This window comes from Streptococcus halitosis (assembly GCF_003143695.2).
Taxonomy (GTDB): Bacteria; Bacillota; Bacilli; order Lactobacillales; family Streptococcaceae; genus Streptococcus; species Streptococcus halitosis.
The window spans coordinates 808,032-828,882 of record NZ_QEMY02000001.1; the positions used below are offsets into that span (position 1 = coordinate 808,032).

Here is a 20,851-nt window from a genome sequence, read left to right on the forward strand (position 1 = left end):
CGTTTGCTTTATAAGGAGATGAATCATGGTATTTACAGCTAAAAGTCCTAAAATTAACATTGAAGAAGTTCGCGCCTTGTCTAAATTAGAGGGAGCGGCTCTTGCGAGAAAAAATCAACGTGATCAGGAATTGGAAGCCATCATCCGTGGGGAAGACCAGCGTATTCTCTTGGTGATTGGACCATGTTCATCTGATAACGAAGAGGCGGTTCTCGAGTATGCCAAGCGTCTATCTGCTTTGCAAGAAGAGGTCAAAGACCGTATTTTTATGGTCATGCGTGTCTATACAGCTAAACCTCGTACCAATGGAGATGGCTATAAGGGCTTGATTCATCAACCAAATGCTAAAGAAGCACCTAGCTTGATCAATGGAATCAAGGCTGTTCGTCATTTACATTACCGCGTTATTTCTGAGACTGGCATGACAACAGCGGATGAGATGCTTTATCCTGAAAATCTTCCGCTGGTGGATGATTTGATTTCTTATATGGCTGTTGGAGCTCGTTCTGTAGAGGATCAACAGCACCGTTTTGTAGCGAGCGGAGCAGATTTTTCAACAGGATTTAAAAATCCAACATCTGGAAATCTCAATGTTATGTTTAACGGGATTTACGCAGCGCAAAATAAGCAGAGTTTCCTCTTCCTTGGTAAAGAGGTGGAAACGACTGGGAATCCATTGTCCCATGCCATTCTTCGTGGTGCCTTGAATGAATATGGCAAGAATATTCCCAACTACTACTATGACAATTTGATAGATACCATTGCCCAGTATGAAAAGATGGGCTTGGAAAATCCCTTTATCATCATCGATACCAATCATGACAATTCAGGCAAGCAGTACATGGAGCAAATCCGTATCGTTCGTCAGACCTTGATTAACCGTGACTGGAATGAGAAAATCAAGAAATATGTTCGTGGTTTTATGATTGAGTCCTATCTAGAAGATGGACGTCAAAATGAGCCAGAAGTTTTTGGTAAGTCCATTACAGATCCGTGTCTAGGATGGGACAACACAGAAGCACTTGTTCGCGAAATTTACCAAACGCTAGGAGAGTAAGATGGCATTTATCGAAAAAGGTCAAGAAATTGATATTGAAGCAATCAAGGCTGCGACCCAGTTGTCAGCTGAAGCCTTGCGAAAGAAAGAAGCTCGCGATAGAGAGTTGGCGGCCATCATCTCAGGTGAGGACGACCGAATCCTTTTGGTGATGGGACCTTGCTCTTCTGACAATGAAGAAGCAGTGCTCGAATATGCTCATCGCTTAGCAGACTTGCAGAAAAAAGTTGCGGATAAAATCTTTATCGTGATGCGTGTCTATACGGCTAAACCTCGTACCAATGGAGATGGCTATAAGGGCATGATTCATCAACCAAATACCAGCGAAGCGCCTAGTCTCATCAATGGTTTGCAGGCTGTTCGTCAGCTCCACTACCGTGTGATTACCGAAACTGGATTGACAACAGCTGATGAGATGCTCTATCCGTCAAACCTCGTTTTGGTTGATGACCTGGTCAGCTACCATGCTGTTGGGGCTCGTTCGGTGGAAGACCAGGAACACCGCTTTGTAGCGTCTGGGATTGATGCTCCAGTTGGGATGAAAAATCCAACATCTGGAAATCTCGGGGTCATGTTTAATGCCATCTATGCGACTCAAAACAAGCAAACCTTCCTTTACCATGGGCAAGAAGTGGAAACTTCAGGAAATCCTTTGGCCCACGTTATCCTTCGTGGCGCCATGAACGAATATGGTAAAAATGAACCCAACTTCTACTATGAAACCCTCTTAAATGCCATCAATCGCTATGAGACTATGGGACTTGAAAATCCCTTCATTATCATTGATACCAATCATGACAATTCTGGCAAGCAGTATATGGAACAAATTCGTATTGTTCGTCAAGCCTTGCTGAATCGTGACTGGAATGAAAAGATTAAAAAGACGGTTCGAGGCTTTATGATCGAATCTTACCTAGCTGATGGTCGTCAAAATCAACCAGAGGTCTTTGGTTGCTCCATAACGGACCCTTGTCTAGGTTGGGAAAATACAGTAGCCTTGGTAGAAGAAATTTATACTACCTTAACAAAATAAGTGAAAAGGATGGAGTTGGGGGAATCTCAGCTCCTTTTATGAGTATGATAGTTGGACACGGAATTGACATCGAAGAATTGGCTTCGATAGAAAACGCAGTTACACGACGTGAGGGCTTTGCCAAGCGCGTGCTGACCCCTAAAGAAATGGAGCGTTTTGCCAGTCTCAAAGGGCACAGACAAATCGAATACTTGGCTGGTCGCTGGTCGGCTAAGGAGGCCTTTTCCAAGGCTATGGGAACTGGTATTGGAAAACTGACCTTTCAGGATTTGGAAGTTTTGAATAATGAACGCGGGGCACCTTATTTTAGTCAGTCCCCATTTTCAGGAAAAATTTGGCTATCTATCAGCCATACAGATCAGTTTGTGACAGCCAGTGTCATTTTGGAGGAAAATCATGAAAGCTAGTCCACATAGACCAACCAAGGCTCTGATATATCTGGGAGCCATTCGACAAAATATACAACAAATGGGAAGTCATATCCCTAATGGTACGCTCAAATTTGCAGTAGTCAAGGCTAATGCTTATGGACATGGGGCGGTAGCTGTTGCAACGGAGATCCAGGATGTTGTTGATGGATTTTGCGTTTCCAATATCGATGAAGCTATCGAGTTGCGTCAAGCAGGTATAAACAAGAAAATCCTCATTTTAGGAGTTTCTGAAATCGAAGCTGTTGCTCTAGCTAAAGAATACGACATCACCTTGACAGTGGCAGGATTGGAGTGGATTCAAGCGCTGTTAGACAAGGAAGCAGATTTAACTGACTTGACTGTCCATCTCAAGATCGATTCAGGAATGGGACGAATTGGTTTTAGAGAGGCCAGTGAAGCTGATCTGGCTCAAGACTTGCTCAAGCAACATGGTGCTCGAGTTAAAGGAATTTTTACCCATTTTGCGACTGCAGATGAGGAATCAGATACCTACTTTAATCAGCAGTTAGAATGTTTTAAAGCTATTTTGGCAAGTATGAAGGAAGTTCCAGAGCTGGTTCATGCCAGCAACTCAGCAACGACCCTCTGGCATGCAGAGACTATTTTCAATGCGGTTCGTATGGGAGATTCCATGTATGGTCTCAATCCAAGTGGAGAGGTTCTGAACTTGCCTTATGAGTTGACTCCAGTCTTGACCTTGGAGTCTGCTCTGGTTCATGTCAAGACAGTTCCAGCTGGAGCTTGCATGGGCTATGGAGCCACCTATCAGGCGGATAGCGAGCAAGTCATCGCGACCGTGCCAATCGGCTATGCGGATGGTTGGACACGAGATATGCAAAATTTCACTGTCTTGGTAGATGGACAAGCTTGCCCAATCGTCGGACGAGTATCTATGGACCAAATCACTATTCGGCTGCCTAAGGTTTATCCGCTCGGAACAAAAGTAACCCTGATCGGCAGCAACGGTGACAAGGAAATCACAGCTACTCAGGTAGCTGCCTACCGCGGCACTATTAACTATGAGGTCGTTTGTCTCCTCAGCGATCGCATTCCAAGAGAATATTATTAAAAAAAGAAAGGAGTGGAGCATGAATCTACATCAACCCTTGCATGTCTTACCTGGCGTGGGGCCAAAGTCAGCAGAGAAATACGCTAAACTAGGAATTGAAAACTTGCAAGACCTCTTGCTCTACTTTCCTTTCCGTTATGAAGATTTCAAGACCAAGCAGGTCCTAGATCTGGAAGATGGGGAAAAGGCGGTTCTGTCTGGTCAAGTCGTGACTCCTGCCAGTGTTCAGTATTATGGTTTCAAGCGCAATCGTCTGCGCTTTAGCCTCAAGCAGGGAGAAGTCGTTTTTGCGGTGAATTTCTTTAACCAGCCCTATCTGGCTGATAAGATAGAGTTGGGTGCAACTCTTGCTGTCTTTGGAAAATGGGACCGTGCCAAGGCCAGTTTGACTGGGATGAAGGTTCTAGCTCAAGTGGAAGATGACCTCCAGCCGGTCTATCGTCTGGCTCAGGGAATCAGTCAGGCCAGTCTGGTCAAGGTCATTAAGACAGCCTTTGATCAGGGGTTGGACCTCTTGATTGAGGAAAATCTTCCCCAGTCTTTACTTGATAAATACAAACTCATGTCCCGTTGTCAGGCTGTCCGTGCCATGCATTTTCCCAAGGATTTAGCAGAATACAAGCAGGCCCTTCGTCGGATCAAGTTTGAGGAACTTTTTTATTTTCAGATGCAGTTGCAGTCACTCAAGTCTGAAAATAGAGTTCAGGGAAGCGGTCTGGTTCTGGATTGGTCTCAGGAAAAAGTGATAGCCGTTAAAGAAAGTCTGCCTTTCGCCCTGACTCAAGCTCAAGAAAAGAGTCTGCAGGAGATTTTGACCGACATGAAGTCGGACCACCACATGAATCGTCTCCTACAAGGGGATGTAGGGAGCGGAAAAACGGTGGTTGCTGGTTTGGCCATGTTTGCGGCGGTGACGGCTGGCTATCAGGCGGCTCTCATGGTGCCAACAGAAATCCTAGCAGAGCAACACTTTGAGAGTTTACAGAACCTTTTTCCAGACTTGAAACTGGCTCTCTTGACAGGTTCCTTAAAAGCTGCAGAGAAAAGAGAAGTCTTGGAGACCATTGCCAAGGGTGAGGCTGATTTGATTATCGGAACCCATGCTCTGATACAAGATGGGGTGGATTATGCTCGTCTTGGTTTGATTATCATCGATGAGCAGCACCGTTTTGGTGTGGGCCAAAGGCGTGTTCTGCGGGAAAAAGGGGACAATCCAGATGTCCTCATGATGACGGCGACGCCCATTCCACGAACCTTGGCTATCACAGCCTTTGGCGATATGGATGTTTCCATTATCGACCAGATGCCAGCAGGGCGGAAGCCCATTGTGACTCGGTGGATTAAGCATGAGCAGTTGCCTCAGGTCTTGACTTGGTTAGAGGGAGAAGTTCAAAAAGGTTTTCAAGCCTATGTCATCTCTCCCTTGATTGAAGAATCTGAAGCTTTGGATTTGAAAAATGCCATTGCCTTATCTGAGGAGTTGATAGCTCATTTTGCCGGCAAGGCTGAAGTAGCTCTTTTACATGGGAAGATGAAGAGTGATGAAAAAGACCAGATCATGCAGGATTTTAAAGAGAGAAAAACGGATATTCTGGTTTCGACGACGGTTATCGAGGTCGGGGTCAATGTTCCCAATGCGACAGTTATGATTATCATGGATGCCGACCGGTTCGGTCTCAGCCAGCTTCACCAGCTCAGAGGTCGTGTGGGTCGGGGGGACAAACAGTCCTATGCTGTTCTCGTTGCTAATCCCAAGACGGACTCTGGGAAGGACCGCATGCGCATCATGATAGAAACGACTAATGGATTTGTCCTTGCGGAGGAAGATTTGAAAATGCGTGGTTCTGGAGAGATTTTTGGAACCAGACAGTCAGGACTTCCAGAGTTTCAAGTGGCTGATATTATCGAAGATTTTCCGATTTTAGAAGAAGCCAGAAAGGTTGCCAGCTACATTAGTTCGATAGAAGGTTGGAAAGAGGATCCGGAGTGGCGCATGATTGCTCTCCACTTAGAAAAGAGAGAACATCTGGATTAAGCCTTTTCTAAGAAATCTATAAGCTAGCTTTTAGGTTTGGGTCTTATACTAGAGTCATCAAAAAGAAACGAGGACTCTCACATGACTATTAAAGTAACCTACCAAAAGAAATATCAGACTTTCAAACTAGAGAAAGGAGCTAGCACCTATTGATAACCAAAGAGCGGAAACGCTCTTTTTATTTTTATAAAATAGTCGACTATAAATCAAACTTAGTCGAGTGATAAAAAGATATTAGTCTCCAAGCCTATTTACTCTTTGACTGAAGCTTGATATAATTGCCCCATCTGAGTAAAGAGGAGTGAAAAGAATGTTAGAAACAAGAACGATTGCTATACAAGATAGGTATGGAGAACGATTTCAGCATTGTTGGGGATGTGGTCCCAAGAATGATTTAGGCTTACATTTAAAAACCTATCCAAGTATAGATGGAAAAAGTTGTATTAGTCGGATAAAGCTTGAAAATGCTTATACTGGTGGAGTTCCATCAAATGTCTTTGGAGGAATGATAGCGACTATTTTTGATTGCCATGGCACGGCCTCAGCAGCTTGGTTTGCCCATCATCAAAAAGGGTTGGAACTGACGAAATCAACTGTGATAGGACGTTTTATTACTGCTCACTTGGAGATTGATTACCTTAGTCCTAGTCCAATTGAAGATGAAATTGTGGTCACTTCTACTCTGGAGGAATTAGGGGAAAGAAAAGCAATTATTGCTATGGAGATGACAGTGGCTACTAAAGTCCGTGCCAAAGCCAAAATGGTAGCAGTTGCTGTGAAGGATCATATGTAAAACGGAAGATTAGAAGTTTAAGATTTTAAAACTACTTTCAGGCGATAGGTTTGAGGAAAGAGAATCTAAAATCACTTTCTATTTAGCATTCTTTCTTGCATTGCTTTCCTAGATATGCTAGAGTTATGATAGCGATTACAAAACAAAAGGAGCATGCTATGAAAAATCCAGCTTTGTTAGAAGAAATCAAGACCTATCTAGGACGGGATGAGGTTCCAGAAGATTTTGATGCTTTCTGGGATGAAGAGGTCAAAAAAGTTTCATCTCTTCCAGCCTGCCAGTTGGAGGAAAGAGATTTCCATATTCCCCAAGTCAAGTGCTATGAGCTAAACTTTGAGGGAACAAATGAAGGCAAGGTCTACGCACGCGTCGTCCTTCCAAAGAGTGAGGAGAAAGTTCCGTTAATCTTCCATTTCCATGGTTATATGGGACGTGGCTGGGACTGGGCTGATATGCTGGCCTATACTGTGGCTGGTTACGGTGTTGTTTCCATGGATGTGCGGGGCCAGTCGGGCTATTCTCAAGACGGCTTGCGCTCTCCACTAGGAAATACGGTTAAGGGGCATATCATCCGTGGTGCTGTTGAAGGTCGGGACCACCTCTTTTATAAGGATGTCTATCTGGATATTTACCAGTTGGTTGAAATTATTGCCAGTCTGCCTCAGGTAGATGAGAAAAAACTTTCCAGCTATGGTGCGTCACAAGGAGGGGCCTTAGCTCTGGTTGCAGCAGCGCTCAATCCTCGAATTCAGAAAACAGTTGCCATCTATCCTTTCTTGTCAGACTTTAGACGGGTGCTCGAGATTGGCAATACCAGTGAAGCCTATGACGAACTCTTCCGTTATTTCAAGTTCCACGATCCCTTCCATGAAACAGAGGAGGAAATCATGGCGACCCTTGCCTATATTGATGTGAAAAATCTTGCCCATCGTATCACGGGTGAGGTCAAGATGATTACGGGCTTGGACGACGATGTTTGCTATCCTATTACCCAGTTTGCGATATACAACCGCCTAACTTGCGACAAGGCCTATCGCATCATGCCAGAGTATGCTCACGAAGCCATGAATGTTTTTGTCAATGACCAAGTTTATAACTGGCTCTGTGGCAGCGAGATTCCTTTTAAGTACGTAAGATAATGAATGAGAGAGCCCAGGAGCTCTCTTTTTTATGTCCAAAACCTGAAAGTACTTTTAGAAAATTTAAAATATTAAAATATTCTTAAAAGTAAAATCTATTCTGTGGGAACTCAGATATAAATATAAGACTTTATTGTATAATAAAGGAAAAGTCACTTGTGAAAGGAGGAAAAAGGATGCTGGACGCTTAAAGAATGGCTCAGCAGAAATGGGAGAGGATTGGGAGCTCTCATTAAGTTGGATACTTTCTTGTAAGACTTGTCTCTTGAGAGACAATAAAAATTTTTAAAGAAAAAGAAAGCGCTTTATTTTATGAAAAATGAAAGGACAAACATGAATTACAAATCTTTAGATCGGAAACAGCGATACGGAATTCGAAAATTTGCAGTCGGGGCGGCATCGGTAGTGATTGGTACAGTAGTATTTGGAGCAAATCCAGTCTTAGCTCAAGAGCAAGCCAATGCAGCAGGAGCCAATACAGAAACTGTCGAACATGGTCAAGGTTTATCAGAATTGCCAAAAGAGGTGTCCTCGGGAGATCTTGCTCATTTGGATAAGGATTTGGCTGGTAAATTGGCAGCAGCTCAAGACAATGGCGTTGAGGTGGACCAAGATCATTTGAAAAAAAATGAGAGTGCAGAGTCAGAAACCCCATCCTCTACCGAAACTCCTGCAGAAGAAGCAAATAAGGAAGAGGAATCAGAGGATCAGGGGGCTATTCCTCGTGACTATTACTCAAGAGATTTAAAAAATGCTAATCCTGTCCTTGAAAAAGAAGATGTTGAAACCAATGCAGCAAATGGTCAGAGAGTTGATTTATCAAGTGAACTAGACAAACTAAAGCAACTAAAAAATGCTACAGTTCACATGGAGTTCAAACCAGATGCATCAGCTCCACGCTTTTACAATCTCTTCTCTGTATCCAGTGACACCAAGGAAAATGAGTACTTTACTATGTCGGTCCTTGATAATACAGCTCTTATTGAAGGGCGTGGCGCTAACGGGGAGCAGTTCTATGATAAGTATACAGATGCTCCTTTGAAAGTTCGCCCAGGACAATGGAATTCCGTGACCTTTACTGTCGAACAACCGACAACGGAGTTACCTCATGGTCGAGTTCGTCTCTATGTGAACGGTGTCTTATCCCGTACAAGTCTCAAATCTGGTAACTTCATCAAAGATATGCCAGATGTTAATCAAGCTCAACTTGGAGCAACCAAACGGGGCAAGAAAACAGTTTGGGCATCAAACCTACAAGTTCGAAACCTAACCGTTTACGATCGTGCTTTAAGCCCAGATGAAGTTCAAACACGGAGTCAATTATTTGAAAGAGGTGAATTGGAACAGAAACTTCCTGAGGGAGCAAAAGTCACTGAGAAAGAAGACGTATTTGAAGGTGGTAGGAACAATCAACCAAATAAAGATGGTATCAAGAGTTATCGTATTCCTGCTCTTCTCAAGACTGATAAAGGAACGCTGATTGCAGGTGCAGATGAACGTCGTCTCCATTCGAGTGACTGGGGTGATATCGGCATGGTCATCAGACGTAGTGAAGATAATGGTAAAACTTGGGGAGATCGAGTAACCATTACCAACTTACGTGACAATCCAAGAGCTTCTGACCCATCAATTGGTTCACCAGTGAATATTGATATGACCTTGACTCAAGATCCTGAAACCAAACGCATCTTTGCCATTTACGACATGTTCCCAGAAGGAAAAGGGATCTTTGGAATGTCTTCGCAAAAAGAAGAAGCCTACAAAGAAATCAATGGTAAAACCTATCAACTCCTCTATCGAGAAGGTGAACAGGAAGCTTATACTATTCGAGAAAATGGTACAGTTTACACTCCAGATGGTAAAGCAACAGACTACCGCGTTGTTGTAGATCCTGTTAAACCAGCCTATAGCGACAAGGGTGATCTATACAAGGGTGACCAGCTACTAGGCAATATCTACTTCACAACAAACAAAACTTCTCCATTTAGAATTGCGAAGGATAGCTACCTATGGATGTCTTACAGCGATGACGACGGGAAGACCTGGTCAGCGCCTCAAGATATTACTCCGATGGTCAAAGCCGATTGGATGAAATTCCTAGGAGTAGGTCCTGGAGTGGGGATTACCCTTCGTACTGGACCACATAAAGGTCGAATCGTCGTTCCTGTCTATACAACCAACCGGGCTAACCACCTCAATGGTTCTCAATCATCTCGAATCATCTACTCAGACGACCATGGTAAGACTTGGCATATGGGTGGTGGTGTCAACGACAATCGTACACTTTATGATGGTACAGTAGTCGATTCAAGTACCATGAGTAATTATTATGCTCAAAATACGGAAGCTTCAGTTGTTCAGTTAAACAATGGGGACCTCAAACTCTTTATGCGTGGGTTGACAGAAGATCTACAGGTTGCGACCAGTCATGATGGTGGTCTAACTTGGGACAATAACGTTGAACGCTACGATGTTCCAGATGTTTATGTTCAAATGGCTGCGACTCATACGGTTCAAAATGGTAAAGAGTATATTCTCTTGGCAAATGCAAATGGTCCAGGTCGTAAAAATGGTTATATTCGAGTGGCTCGTGTAGAAGAAGATGGCCAGCTAACTTGGTTGCACCACCATTTGATTCAAGAAGGTGAGTATGCTTATAACTCACTTCAACAAATCGGGCCAGATGAATTTGGACTTTTATACGAACACCATGCTCCTGGAGGTGTTCCATACACACTTTCCTTCAAGAAATTCAACTGGGATTTCTTGACTAAGGAAAGAATTTCTCCTAAAGAAGCAAAAGTGAAATATGCTATCCAAAAATGGCCAGGTATTATTGCCATGGAGTTCGATTCGGAAGTATTGGTCAACAAGGCTCCGACCCTTCAATTGGCAAATGGCAAGACAGCAACCTTTATGACCCAGTACGATACAAAAACTCTCCTATTCACAATAGATCCAGAGGATATGGGTCAAAGGATTACAGGTCTTGCAGAGGGTACAATTGAAAGCATGCACAATTTACCAGTTTCTTTAGCTGGCTCTAAACTAAGCGATGGTATTAATGGCAGTGAAGCTGCTATCCATGAGGTTCCAGAGTTCACAGGTGGTGTAAATGCAGAAGAAGCGGCTGTGGCAGAGGTACCAGAGTACACTGGACCATTGGCAACAGCAGGTGAAGAACCAGCTCCAACAGTAGAAAAACCGGAATTCACAGGTGGTGTAAATGCAGAAGGAGCGGCTGTGGCAGAGGTACCAGAGTACACCGGTCCATTGGCAACGGTAGGTGAAGAACCGGCTCCAACGGTAGCAAAACCAGAATTCACAGGTGGTGTCAATGGCGCTGAGGCAGCAGTCCATGAAGTGCCAGAGTACAAGGGAGACACCAATATAGTATTGGCAGCTGCAGACAACAAACTGTCTCTAGGCCAAGATGTGACCTATCAAGCGCCAGCAGCTAAACAAGATGAACTTCCAAATACGGGAAGCAAGGAAACCAGCTCACTAATTTCCCTTGGCCTTGCGGGCGTCCTCTTATCACTTTTTGCATTTGGAAAGAAGAGAAAAGAATAATAAGCAAGAGCTTTTTGAGTAAGTTTCAGAAGAGATAGCAGGTTTTCAAGCCTGCTATCTTTTTTGATGACATTCAGGTTGATTCGAAATCATAAGAGGCCTGAAACTACTTTCAGGAACGGCTGTTCTATAAAATACTTTTGAAACTGAAATCTATTCTATCACAAGCTATTGAAAGCGCTTAACAAATAATATATAATAAGCCCATAAGAACAAGAAAGGGAGGAAAGAGGATGCCACAGATCAGCAAAGAAGCCTTGATTGAACAAATCAAAGATGGAATCATTGTCTCTTGCCAGGCACTTCCTCACGAACCGCTTTATACAGAAGCGGGAGGAGTCATTCCCTTGCTAGTCAAAGCGGCTGAGCAAGGTGGAGCAGTCGGTATCCGAGCAAACAGTGTTCGCGATATCAAGGAGATCAAGGAGGTTACGAAACTCCCGATTATCGGGATTATCAAACGTGACTATCCGCCACAGGAGCCTTTCATTACAGCTACGATGAGAGAAGTGGATGAACTGGCTGAACTAGATATTGAGGTCATTGCTCTGGATTGTACCAAACGTGAACGTTACGATGGTTTGGAAATCCAAGACTTTATCCGACAAGTCAAAGAAAAATATCCGCATCAACTCTTGATGGCTGATACCAGTACTTTTGAAGAAGGAATTGCAGCGGTTGAAGCAGGTGTTGATTTTGTTGGAACAACCCTATCAGGTTATACCTCTTATAGTCCGAAAGTAGATGGTCCAGACTTTGAACTGATCAAAAAACTGTGTGAAGCAGGTGTGGATGTCATCGCTGAAGGGAAGATTCACACACCAGAACAAGCCAAGCAAATCCTTGAATATGGAGTGCGAGGTATCGTTGTTGGTGGAGCGATTACTAGACCAAAAGAGATTACGGAACGCTTTGTTGCCGGTCTTAAATAACACAATCTCAAAACAGAGGAGAGTGGTCGATGCGTCGGATAAAATGAAAACGTATACAAATATAAACTTGCTCATTATCCAATATGGATACGCTTAACAATTAGGAGAATACAAATGAAATTTAGAAAACTAGCTTGTACAGTACTTGCGGGTGCTGCGATTCTTGGCCTTGCTGCTTGTGGTAACTCTGGTGGAAGTAAAGATGCTGGAAATTCTGGTAGCGATAGCGGAAAAACAGAAATCACTTGGTGGGCATTCCCAGTCTTCACACAAGAAAAAACGGGTGACGGTGTTGGAACTTATGAAAAATCAATCATCGAAGCTTTTGAAAAAGCAAATCCAGATGTAAAAGTGAAATTGGAAACCATCGACTTCAAGTCAGGTCCTGAAAAGATCACAACAGCCATCGAAGCAGGGACAGCGCCAGACGTACTCTTTGACGCACCAGGGCGTATCATCCAATACGGTAAAAATGGTAAATTAGCTGAGTTGAACGACCTCTTCACAGACGAATTCATCAAAGATGTCAACAACGAAAACATCGTACAAGCAAGTAAGGCTGGAGACAAAGCTTACATGTATCCAATCAGTTCAGCTCCATTCTACATGGCTATGAACAAGAAAATGTTGGAAGATGCTGGAGTTGCAAACCTTGTAAAAGAAGGTTGGACAACTGATGACTTTGAAAAAGTTTTGAAAGCGCTTAAAGATAAAGGCTATACACCAGGTTCATTGTTCAGTTCTGGTCAAGGGGGAGACCAAGGAACACGTGCCTTCATCGCAAACCTTTATGGCGGTTCTGTAACAGACAAAGACGTAACCAAATATACAACAGACGATCCTAAATTCGTCAAAGGTCTTGAAAAAGCTGCTAGCTGGATTAAAGACGGTTTGTTGAACAACGGTTCACAATTTGACGGTGGAGCAGACATCCAAAACTTTGCCAACGGTCAAACTTCATACACAATCCTTTGGGCACCAGCTCAAAACGGTATCCAAGCGAAGCTCTTGGAAGCAAGTAAGGTAGATGTGGTAGAAGTACCATTCCCATCAGACTCTGGTAAACCATCTCTTGAATACCTTGTAAACGGATTTGCAGTATTTAACAACAAAGACGATAAGAAAATCGCAGCTGCTAAGAAATTCGTTCAATTCATCGCAGATGACAAAGAATGGGGTCCTAAAGACGTAGTTCGTACAGGTGCCTTCCCAGTTCGTACATCATTTGGCAAACTTTATGATGACAAACGTATGGAAACAATCAGCAGCTGGACTAAATACTACTCACCATACTACAACACTATTGATGGATTTGCTGAAATGAGAACACTTTGGTTCCCAATGTTGCAATCTGTATCAAATGGTGACGAAAAACCAGCGGATGCTTTGAAAGCCTTCACCGAAAAAGCTAACGAAACCATCAAAAAAGCTACAAAACAATAAGCACTAAGTCAGATTGATTCCCCCCTTTTCCCTGTGCACTATGGTGTAAGAAAAGGGGGACTTTTGTTTGAAATGGTAGGAACTGTCACGAAATTAAAATGAAGTTCTTACATAAGCGAATCTTAAAAAATTTCATTTTGGTTTTAAAACAGTTCAAGAAAATCAAAAACTATTCTATTTGAAAGAGAGGTGCCGACTGTGAAAGTCAATAAAATTCGTATGCGGGAAACAGTGATTTCCTACGCTTTCCTAGCACCAGTGTTATTCTTCTTTGTCATCTTTGTCTTGGCTCCTATGATTATGGGATTCATTACAAGTTTCTTTAACTACTCCATGACTAAATTTGAGTTTGTGGGCTTGGACAACTACATTCGCATGTTTAAAGATCCGGTCTTTATGAAGTCTTTGATCAATACCGTTATCCTGGTTATTGGATCTGTTCCGATTGTAGTTCTCTTCTCTCTCTTTGTAGCATCTCAAACCTATCATCAAAATGCGATTGCCCGTTCTTTCTATCGTTTCGTCTTCTTCCTTCCTGTAGTTACAGGTAGTGTTGCCGTAACGGTTGTATGGAAATGGATCTATGACCCCCTATCAGGGATTTTAAACTTTGTCCTTAAGTCAAGCCACATCATCAGCCAAAATATTTCTTGGCTGGGTGACAAAAACTGGGCTTTGCTAGCGATTATGATTATCCTTTTGACAACATCTGTTGGTCAACCGATTATCCTTTATATCGCTGCCATGGGAAATATTGACAACTCACTTGTTGAAGCAGCGCGTGTTGACGGTGCGACTGAATTTCAAGTCTTCTGGAAGATCAAATGGCCTAGCCTTCTTCCAACAACTCTTTACATCGCGATCATCACAACCATCAACTCATTCCAGTGTTTCGCCTTGATTCAGCTCTTGACATCTGGTGGTCCAAACTACTCAACAAGTACCTTGATGTACTACCTTTATGAAAAAGCCTTCCAATTGACAGAATACGGCTATGCAAATACCATCGGTGTCTTCTTGGCAGTGATGATTGCCATTGTCAGCTTTGCTCAATTCAAGATCCTCGGAAACGACGTAGAATACTAAAGAAAGGAGACAGTTATGCAACCTACACAAAAGAAACCCTTAACAGCTTTCACTGTTATTTCAACGATTATCTTGCTCTTGTTGACCGTACTGTTCATCTTTCCATTCTACTGGATCTTGACAGGGGCCTTCAAATCACAGCCTGATACCATTATGATTCCGCCACAGTGGTTCCCTAAAATGCCAACCATGGAGAACTTCCAACAACTCATGGTGCAAAACCCTGCTATGCAGTGGATGTGGAACTCTGTATTTATCTCACTGGTAACCATGTTCCTAGTCTGTGCAACCTCTTCTCTAGCAGGTTATGTCTTGGCTAAAAAACGTTTCTATGGTCAACGCATCCTCTTTGCAGTCTTTATCGCTGCCATGGCTCTTCCAAAACAAGTTGTCCTTGTACCATTGGTACGTATCGTCAACTTCATGGGAATTCACGATACTCTCTGGGCAGTTATCTTGCCTTTGATCGGATGGCCGTTTGGGGTCTTCCTTATGAAACAATTCAGTGAAAATATCCCGACAGAATTGCTTGAATCAGCTAAAATCGACGGTTGTGGTGAAATTCGTACCTTCTGGAGCGTAGCCTTCCCTATTGTGAAACCAGGATTTGCAGCCCTTGCAATCTTTACCTTCATCAATACTTGGAACGACTACTTCATGCAGTTGGTTATGTTGACTTCACGTCAAAACTTGACTATCTCACTCGGGGTTGCGACCATGCAGGCCGAAATGGCGACCAACTATGGTTTGATCATGGCTGGTGCAGCTCTTGCAGCCGTGCCAATCGTAACGGTCTTCTTAGTCTTCCAAAAATCCTTCACTCAGGGTATCACTATGGGAGCTGTTAAAGGATAATGCTCTGCGAAAATTGAATTCAAACTACGTCTGCGTTACCATGCTATACTTAAGTATTGCCTGCGGTTAGCTTCCGAGTTTGTTCTTCGATTTTCATTGAGTATAGGAAAAACTGTCTATCAAAATTCAGAAGAATATGTTATAGACTAAGAGAAATATAGTTTCATAAGTGTCTACAAAATGGAGAGTATGCAGTTACTTCGTGAAGTTTTGTCAGACACTTATCAACTTAATTTATGATTTTAGTTAACTATCAGAAACGAAGGAAACAGTATGATTTTTGACGATTTGAAAAACATCGCCTTTTACAAGGGTATCCATCCCAATCTAGACAAGGCTATCAACTATCTCTATCAGCACCGTAAGGATTCTTTCGAACTCGGTAAGTATGAGATTGACGGGGACAAAGTCTTTCTAGTTGTGCAGGAAAATGTCCTCAATCAAGCTGAAAATGATCAATTTGAGCATCATAAGAACTATGCAGACTTGCATTTGCTGGTAGAAGGACATGAATATTCGAGCTACGGTTCACGTATCAAAGACGAAGCAGTAGCATTCGACGAAGCGAGCGACATTGGCTTTGTTCATTGTCATGAAAAATACCCACTCTTGTTGGGCTATCACAATTTTGCGATTTTCTTCCCAGGAGAACCACACCAGCCAAATGGTTACGCAGGGATGGAAGAAAAGGTTCGCAAATATCTCTTTAAAATTTTGATCGATTAAAAGAATCAGGAGGAGCAAACATGGCACAAAAAGGAGTAAGCCTTATCAAGGCAGCATTTGATACAGATAATTTTCTCATGCGTTTCAGTGAGAAGGTCTTGGATATCGTCACAGTCAATCTTCTTTTTGTCGTCTCTTGTTTGCCCATTGTGACGATTGGAGTGGCGAAAATCAGCCTCTATGAAACCATGTTTGAGATTAAGAGAAGCAGACGGGTGCCAGTCTTTAGAACTTATCTAAGAGCTTTCAAGCAAAATCTGAAACTGGGACTTCAGTTGGGTTTGCTAGAGTTGGGCATAGTTTTGCTAAGTCTTTTAGACCTCTATCTTTTCTGGGGCCAAACAGCTTTACCTTTCCAGATTGTGAAAGCTATTTGTTTGGGGATTCTCATCTTCCTCACTCTGGTGATGCTGGCTAGCTATCCCATCGCTGCGCGCTATGATTTGTCTTGGAAAGAAGTGCTGCAAAAGGGGCTTATCTTGGCAAGTTTTAACTTTCCTTGGTTCTTCCTCATGTTAGCCATTCTCTTTCTCATAGTGATGGTTCTCTATCTATCCGCCTTCACTCTCCTTTTGGGTGGGTCAGCCTTTATCCTCTTTGGTTTTGGTTTGCTGGTCTTTCTCCAAGCAGGTTTGATGGAGAAAATCTTCGCCAAATACCAGTAGGATGATTTGTTTCTGAAACTACTTTCAATCGTTACAGTTTCTAAAATACAAGTAGAAACTAAAATCTAAGTGTATACAAGATATTGAAAGCGATTTTCACAAGGTGTATACTAAACTTGTAAAAAATAGAACTGCTCTCAGCAGAAAAAAGAAATCTTAGGAGAAAATCTATGTCAGATTTGAAAAAATACGAAGGTGTCATTCCAGCCTTCTACGCATGTTATGATGATCAAGGAGAAGTAAGTCCAGAGCGTACGCGTGCTTTGGTTCAATACTTCATTGATAAGGGAGTTCAAGGTCTCTATGTCAACGGTTCTTCTGGTGAATGTATCTACCAAAGCGTAGAGGACCGCAAGTTGATTTTGGAAGAAGTCATGGCAGTTGCCAAGGGCAAATTGACCATCATCGCTCACGTAGCTTGTAATAATACTAAAGACAGTATGGAGCTTGCTCGCCATGCGGAAAGCTTGGGTGTGGACGCGATTGCAACCATTCCACCGATTTACTTCCGCTTGCCTGAGTACTCAGTTGCTAAATACTGGAACGATATCAGTGCTGCAGCACCAAATACAGACTACGTGATCTACAACATTCCTCAATTAGCAGGTGTTGCTTTAACTCCAAGTCTTTACACTGAAATGTTGAAGAATCCTCGTGTTATCGGTGTTAAGAACTCTTCAATGGCAGTTCAAGATATCCAAACCTTTGTGAGCCTTGGAGGAGAAGACCGTATCGTCTTTAACGGTCCAGATGAACAGTTCCTAGGTGGCCGCCTCATGGGCGCTAAAGCTGGTATCGGTGGTACATATGGTGCGATGCCTGAACTCTTCTTGAAACTCAATGAGTTGATTGCTGAAAAAGACTTGGAAACAGCGCGTGAATTGCAATACGCTATCAATGCAATCATCGGTAAATTGACTGCTGCACATGGAAATATGTACTGTGTCATCAAAGAAGTTTTGAAGATCAATGAAGGTTTGAACATTGGTTCAGTTCGTTCACCATTGACACCAGTAACTGAAGAAGATCGCCCAGTTGTAGAAGCAGCTGCAGCCTTGATTCGTGAAACCAAGGAGCGCTTCCTCTAATCCATAAGGAGGTATTTATGACACACTACGTTGCAATTGATATTGGCGGAACCAACATCAAATATGGTTTAATTGACCAAGAAGGCCAACTTGTTGAATCGCATGAAATGCCAACTGAGGCATATAAGGGTGGATCCCATATCTTACAAAAGACAAAAGATATCGTAGCCAGCTATTTAGAAAAGGGCCCAGTAGCAGGTGTTGCCATTTCTTCTGCAGGAATGGTGGATCCTGACAAGGGTGAAATCTTCTATGCGGGACCTCAAATCCCGAACTATGCAGGAACTCAGTTCAAGAAGGAAATCGAGACTAGCTTTAATATTCCTTGCGAAATTGAAAATGATGTCAACTGTGCAGGTCTTGCTGAGGCAGTATCTGGTTCAGGCAAGGGAGCGAGTGTGACACTTTGTTTGACCATTGGAACAGGTATCGGTGGTTGCTTGATTATGGATGGGAAAGTTTTTCATGGATTTAGCAATTCTGCCTGTGAAGTCGGTTATATGCATATGCAGGATGGGGCTTTCCAAGATTTGGCTTCTACGACAGCCTTGGTAGAATATGTGGCAGCAGGTCATGGAGAACCAGTTGACCAGTGGAATGGGCGACGCATCTTCAAGGAGGCCACAGAAGGAAACAAGATCTGTATGGCTGGCATTGACCGCATGGTAGATTACCTTGGAAAAGGTCTGGCAAATATTTGCTTCGTTGCCAATCCAGAAGTGGTCATTCTCGGTGGCGGTATCATGGGGCAAGAGGCTATCCTCAAACCAAAGATTCGCACAGCCTTGAAGGCGGCCTTGGTGCCAAGCCTAGCTGAAAAAACACGATTAGAATTTGCCTATCACCAAAATACGGCAGGTATGTTGGGAGCTTATTATCATTTCAAAACAAAACAATCCTAGTTTGGAATTATAGAATTAAGCAGAACACTTAATCACTAGTTGAGTGAAAAATGTTTTGCTTAATTCTTTTTTTGATGATAGAAAAACTGTCAAGTATATGAAAAGTAGTGGAAAGACAAAGAGAATTACAAAAAAAGAACGATAGGAGCAGAATTTCTACCATCGAAAAATATATGAGAGGAGATAGCCTTAGAAGACGGTGCAAGCACTCTACTTTGTTTCTAAATACTAAAACTTAAATCAAGAAGAAAAAAGTGATATAATAGGATGGATAAGAAATTGACAAATTAGAATTTGTTTTCCTTGGGTTCCTTGATTTTCACTTTTGTCCAATTTTTGAATATATGGAGGTAATTTATGGAATATAAAGAAATAAAATTAAACGTTTCAAATAATAAAATCAGAGAATATAAGCAATTTGAAGGCTTGAAATTATATTCTGATTTTTTCAAATCTGAAGACGGAAGAAAATTAACTAATAAAAGAGTATATGTTACAAGAAAACAAAATTATGTTTATTATGAAAGAACGGATGTAAATTGGAATTATTGGTCAAATAAAGATAGTTATAATTCAGATTTTATTCCAGATAATGTTGAACATGATATTATTTTTGAGATTTCTTCAGAACTAAGCACCTTTAGTAAACATTTAGGAAAAGAACTGATTGAAAAAATAGAATTAAAATATAAAAATGGAGAGATTTTAGAAATATTAGACATTTAATCCACTGGTTTAATTAGAGTCATTATTAAAATATAAGATCTTTATACTCATATATTCAAATCTCGGTTTGTAGAAGCGAAACAATTAAATAAAACCATTGAAGAGGAAGTAAAAGCAAGTAGCCGATACTTCCTTTTTTGTTGTCAAAAATCCAAAAAACGGAAAGGGGAATTTATGGAAGAACTGAAAAATAAGGATAAAAACGGCATTAGCTCAAAGAGAAAGATTGGAAAGATCACTTATGAGCTTATTATCATTTCAAAACAAAACAATCCTAGTTTGGTCCAACCAAACTAGGATTTTCTAGCGCGTTTTTGTCTACGATAGCCGTTGAGTTTTTTATTTTCCCAATAGCTATTAAAGATTTTTTCCTTGCTCTCGCGATTGATTTCCAAAAAGTAGGCATAAATCAAATCTATAAAGAAAAGCATAGGAAGTTGAGCGGAAATACGCTGGATGTAAGATGATTGACTGTGACTAGCAACAAGAACAGTTTCGGTATAAGCCTGACTATTTTTGTTTGGAGCGCTGGTAAAGAGAATGGTCTTGGCGCCCATTTCCTTGGCATCCAACAAACTATCTAGGACGGATTGGGTAGTGCCTGATAGGGAAAAACCAAGCACCAAACAATTTTCATCCATGATGCTGGTCGTCCATGCAAAGCCGTCCTGATCGGTTAAGGCTTCACAGACCACACCCAGACGCATGAAACGCAATTTCATTTCACGAGCGACAAGACCGGAACTGCCTGTTCCAAAGAAGTAGACACGCTCAGCATCTTCGATTAACTGGGCGACTCGTTCCAGTTGTTCTTCATCGATCAAATCCTGCGTTTGTTCTCGCATGATACTGTAGCTTCGCAAAACACGTTTGGTCAAAGGACTGTGTTTGTGCGAATGAGTGTCCTGTTTACTAGCCTGGTGCTGGTATTGAAAGATGAATTCTCGGTAACCTGTAAAACCACACTTTTTAGCAAAGCGGGTCAGCGCTGCTTGGGAGATATGTAATTTCTGGGTAACTTGCTGAGAAGAAAGATCATCTTGGATCGTTTCAGGTTGTAAAAAATAGCGAGCGATTTCTTGCTCAAGCTCGGTTAATTCTTCAAAATGGAGGTCAATTATGGTTGCGATGTCTGGCTTGTTCATGAGGCTCCTTTTTATGAGTCAAAGTCTTAAAGGTTAACGCTTTCCTAACTATTACTATCATTATATCATAGAAGTTAGGATAACCAAATAAAAAGGCATTTTCAGTTGAAAGTCAAAAAATGCTTCGACTTTTCCAAGAGTTTCTCCGTAAAA

At 42.1% G+C, this 20,851-nt stretch carries 19 protein-coding genes; 18 read left to right on the forward strand and 1 reads right to left on the reverse strand.

Annotated elements, in window-relative coordinates:
* Nucleotides 1-25: 25 nt before the first annotated feature.
* The 18 genes from DB729_RS04070 (at nucleotide 26) to DB729_RS09530 (ending at nucleotide 19,850) form a co-directional block, all read left to right on the forward strand.
* Nucleotides 26-1,057 (forward strand): 3-deoxy-7-phosphoheptulonate synthase, encoded by a 1,032-nt coding sequence (locus DB729_RS04070; protein WP_061598126.1) that lies wholly within the window; start codon nucleotides 26-28, stop codon nucleotides 1,055-1,057.
* 1 nt (nucleotide 1,058) lies between these two features.
* Nucleotides 1,059-2,090 (forward strand): 3-deoxy-7-phosphoheptulonate synthase, encoded by a 1,032-nt coding sequence (locus tag DB729_RS04075; protein WP_109290174.1) that lies wholly within the window; start codon nucleotides 1,059-1,061, stop codon nucleotides 2,088-2,090.
* A gap of 44 nt (nucleotides 2,091-2,134) precedes the next feature.
* Complete coding sequence (acpS, locus tag DB729_RS04080) at nucleotides 2,135-2,497, forward strand: holo-ACP synthase (RefSeq protein WP_109290214.1); 363 nt, start codon at nucleotides 2,135-2,137, stop codon at nucleotides 2,495-2,497.
* Nucleotides 2,487-3,590, forward strand: coding sequence for an alanine racemase (alr, locus tag DB729_RS04085; protein ID WP_109290173.1), 1,104 nt, complete (start codon nucleotides 2,487-2,489; stop codon nucleotides 3,588-3,590). Before acpS ends, alr begins: the two co-directional genes overlap by 11 nt.
* On the forward strand, nucleotides 3,541-5,625 hold the full coding sequence (gene recG, locus DB729_RS04090; RefSeq protein WP_167265251.1) for an ATP-dependent DNA helicase RecG: 2,085 nt from the start codon (nucleotides 3,541-3,543) through the stop codon (nucleotides 5,623-5,625). The genes alr and recG overlap by 50 nt, the downstream gene beginning before the upstream one ends.
* A 310-nt stretch (nucleotides 5,626-5,935) precedes the next feature.
* Nucleotides 5,936-6,418 (forward strand): hotdog domain-containing protein, encoded by a 483-nt coding sequence (locus DB729_RS04100; protein WP_000894825.1) that lies wholly within the window; start codon nucleotides 5,936-5,938, stop codon nucleotides 6,416-6,418.
* Between the two features lie 158 nt (nucleotides 6,419-6,576).
* Nucleotides 6,577-7,557, forward strand: a complete 981-nt coding sequence (locus tag DB729_RS04105) for an acetylxylan esterase (protein ID WP_109290171.1) — start codon at nucleotides 6,577-6,579, stop codon at nucleotides 7,555-7,557.
* Nucleotides 7,558-7,890: 333 nt separating this feature from the next.
* Complete coding sequence (locus DB729_RS04110) at nucleotides 7,891-11,130, forward strand: SIALI-17 repeat-containing surface protein (RefSeq protein WP_109290170.1); 3,240 nt, start codon at nucleotides 7,891-7,893, stop codon at nucleotides 11,128-11,130.
* Between the two features lie 233 nt (nucleotides 11,131-11,363).
* Nucleotides 11,364-12,062 (forward strand): N-acetylmannosamine-6-phosphate 2-epimerase, encoded by a 699-nt coding sequence (locus tag DB729_RS04115; RefSeq protein ID WP_001135660.1) that lies wholly within the window; start codon nucleotides 11,364-11,366, stop codon nucleotides 12,060-12,062.
* 114 nt (nucleotides 12,063-12,176) lie between these two features.
* The gene (locus DB729_RS04120; protein ID WP_033584399.1) at nucleotides 12,177-13,505 is read left to right on the forward strand and encodes an ABC transporter substrate-binding protein; all 1,329 of its coding nucleotides are present in this window, start codon (nucleotides 12,177-12,179) and stop codon (nucleotides 13,503-13,505) included.
* 219 nt (nucleotides 13,506-13,724) lie between these two features.
* Complete coding sequence (locus DB729_RS04125; protein WP_161800156.1) at nucleotides 13,725-14,591, forward strand: carbohydrate ABC transporter permease; 867 nt, start codon at nucleotides 13,725-13,727, stop codon at nucleotides 14,589-14,591.
* A 15-nt stretch (nucleotides 14,592-14,606) separates the two neighbouring features.
* The gene (locus DB729_RS04130) at nucleotides 14,607-15,446 is read left to right on the forward strand and encodes a carbohydrate ABC transporter permease (protein ID WP_001183243.1); all 840 of its coding nucleotides are present in this window, start codon (nucleotides 14,607-14,609) and stop codon (nucleotides 15,444-15,446) included.
* A 273-nt stretch (nucleotides 15,447-15,719) separates the two neighbouring features.
* Entirely contained in the window at nucleotides 15,720-16,172 is a 453-nt protein-coding gene (locus tag DB729_RS04135) for a NanQ anomerase/TabA/YiaL family protein (protein ID WP_109290169.1), read from the forward strand.
* A 20-nt stretch (nucleotides 16,173-16,192) separates the two neighbouring features.
* Nucleotides 16,193-16,837 (forward strand): DUF624 domain-containing protein, encoded by a 645-nt coding sequence (locus DB729_RS04140; RefSeq protein WP_084926105.1) that lies wholly within the window; start codon nucleotides 16,193-16,195, stop codon nucleotides 16,835-16,837.
* Nucleotides 16,838-17,007: 170 nt separating this feature from the next.
* Entirely contained in the window at nucleotides 17,008-17,925 is a 918-nt protein-coding gene (locus DB729_RS04145; protein ID WP_057489329.1) for a dihydrodipicolinate synthase family protein, read from the forward strand.
* Nucleotides 17,926-17,942: 17 nt separating this feature from the next.
* Nucleotides 17,943-18,827, forward strand: coding sequence for an ROK family protein (locus DB729_RS04150; RefSeq protein WP_109290168.1), 885 nt, complete (start codon nucleotides 17,943-17,945; stop codon nucleotides 18,825-18,827).
* 357 nt (nucleotides 18,828-19,184) lie between these two features.
* Nucleotides 19,185-19,553 (forward strand): EXLDI protein, encoded by a 369-nt coding sequence (locus DB729_RS04155; protein WP_057489331.1) that lies wholly within the window; start codon nucleotides 19,185-19,187, stop codon nucleotides 19,551-19,553.
* 174 nt (nucleotides 19,554-19,727) lie between these two features.
* Nucleotides 19,728-19,850, forward strand: a complete 123-nt coding sequence (locus DB729_RS09530) for a hypothetical protein (protein ID WP_009730439.1) — start codon at nucleotides 19,728-19,730, stop codon at nucleotides 19,848-19,850.
* Here DB729_RS09530 and DB729_RS04160 read toward each other — a convergent pair.
* Complete coding sequence (locus DB729_RS04160) at nucleotides 19,847-20,698, reverse strand: MurR/RpiR family transcriptional regulator (protein WP_109290167.1); 852 nt, start codon at nucleotides 20,696-20,698, stop codon at nucleotides 19,847-19,849. The two genes, DB729_RS09530 and DB729_RS04160, sit on opposite strands and share 4 nt — an antisense overlap.
* Between the last annotated feature and the right edge of the window lie 153 nt (nucleotides 20,699-20,851).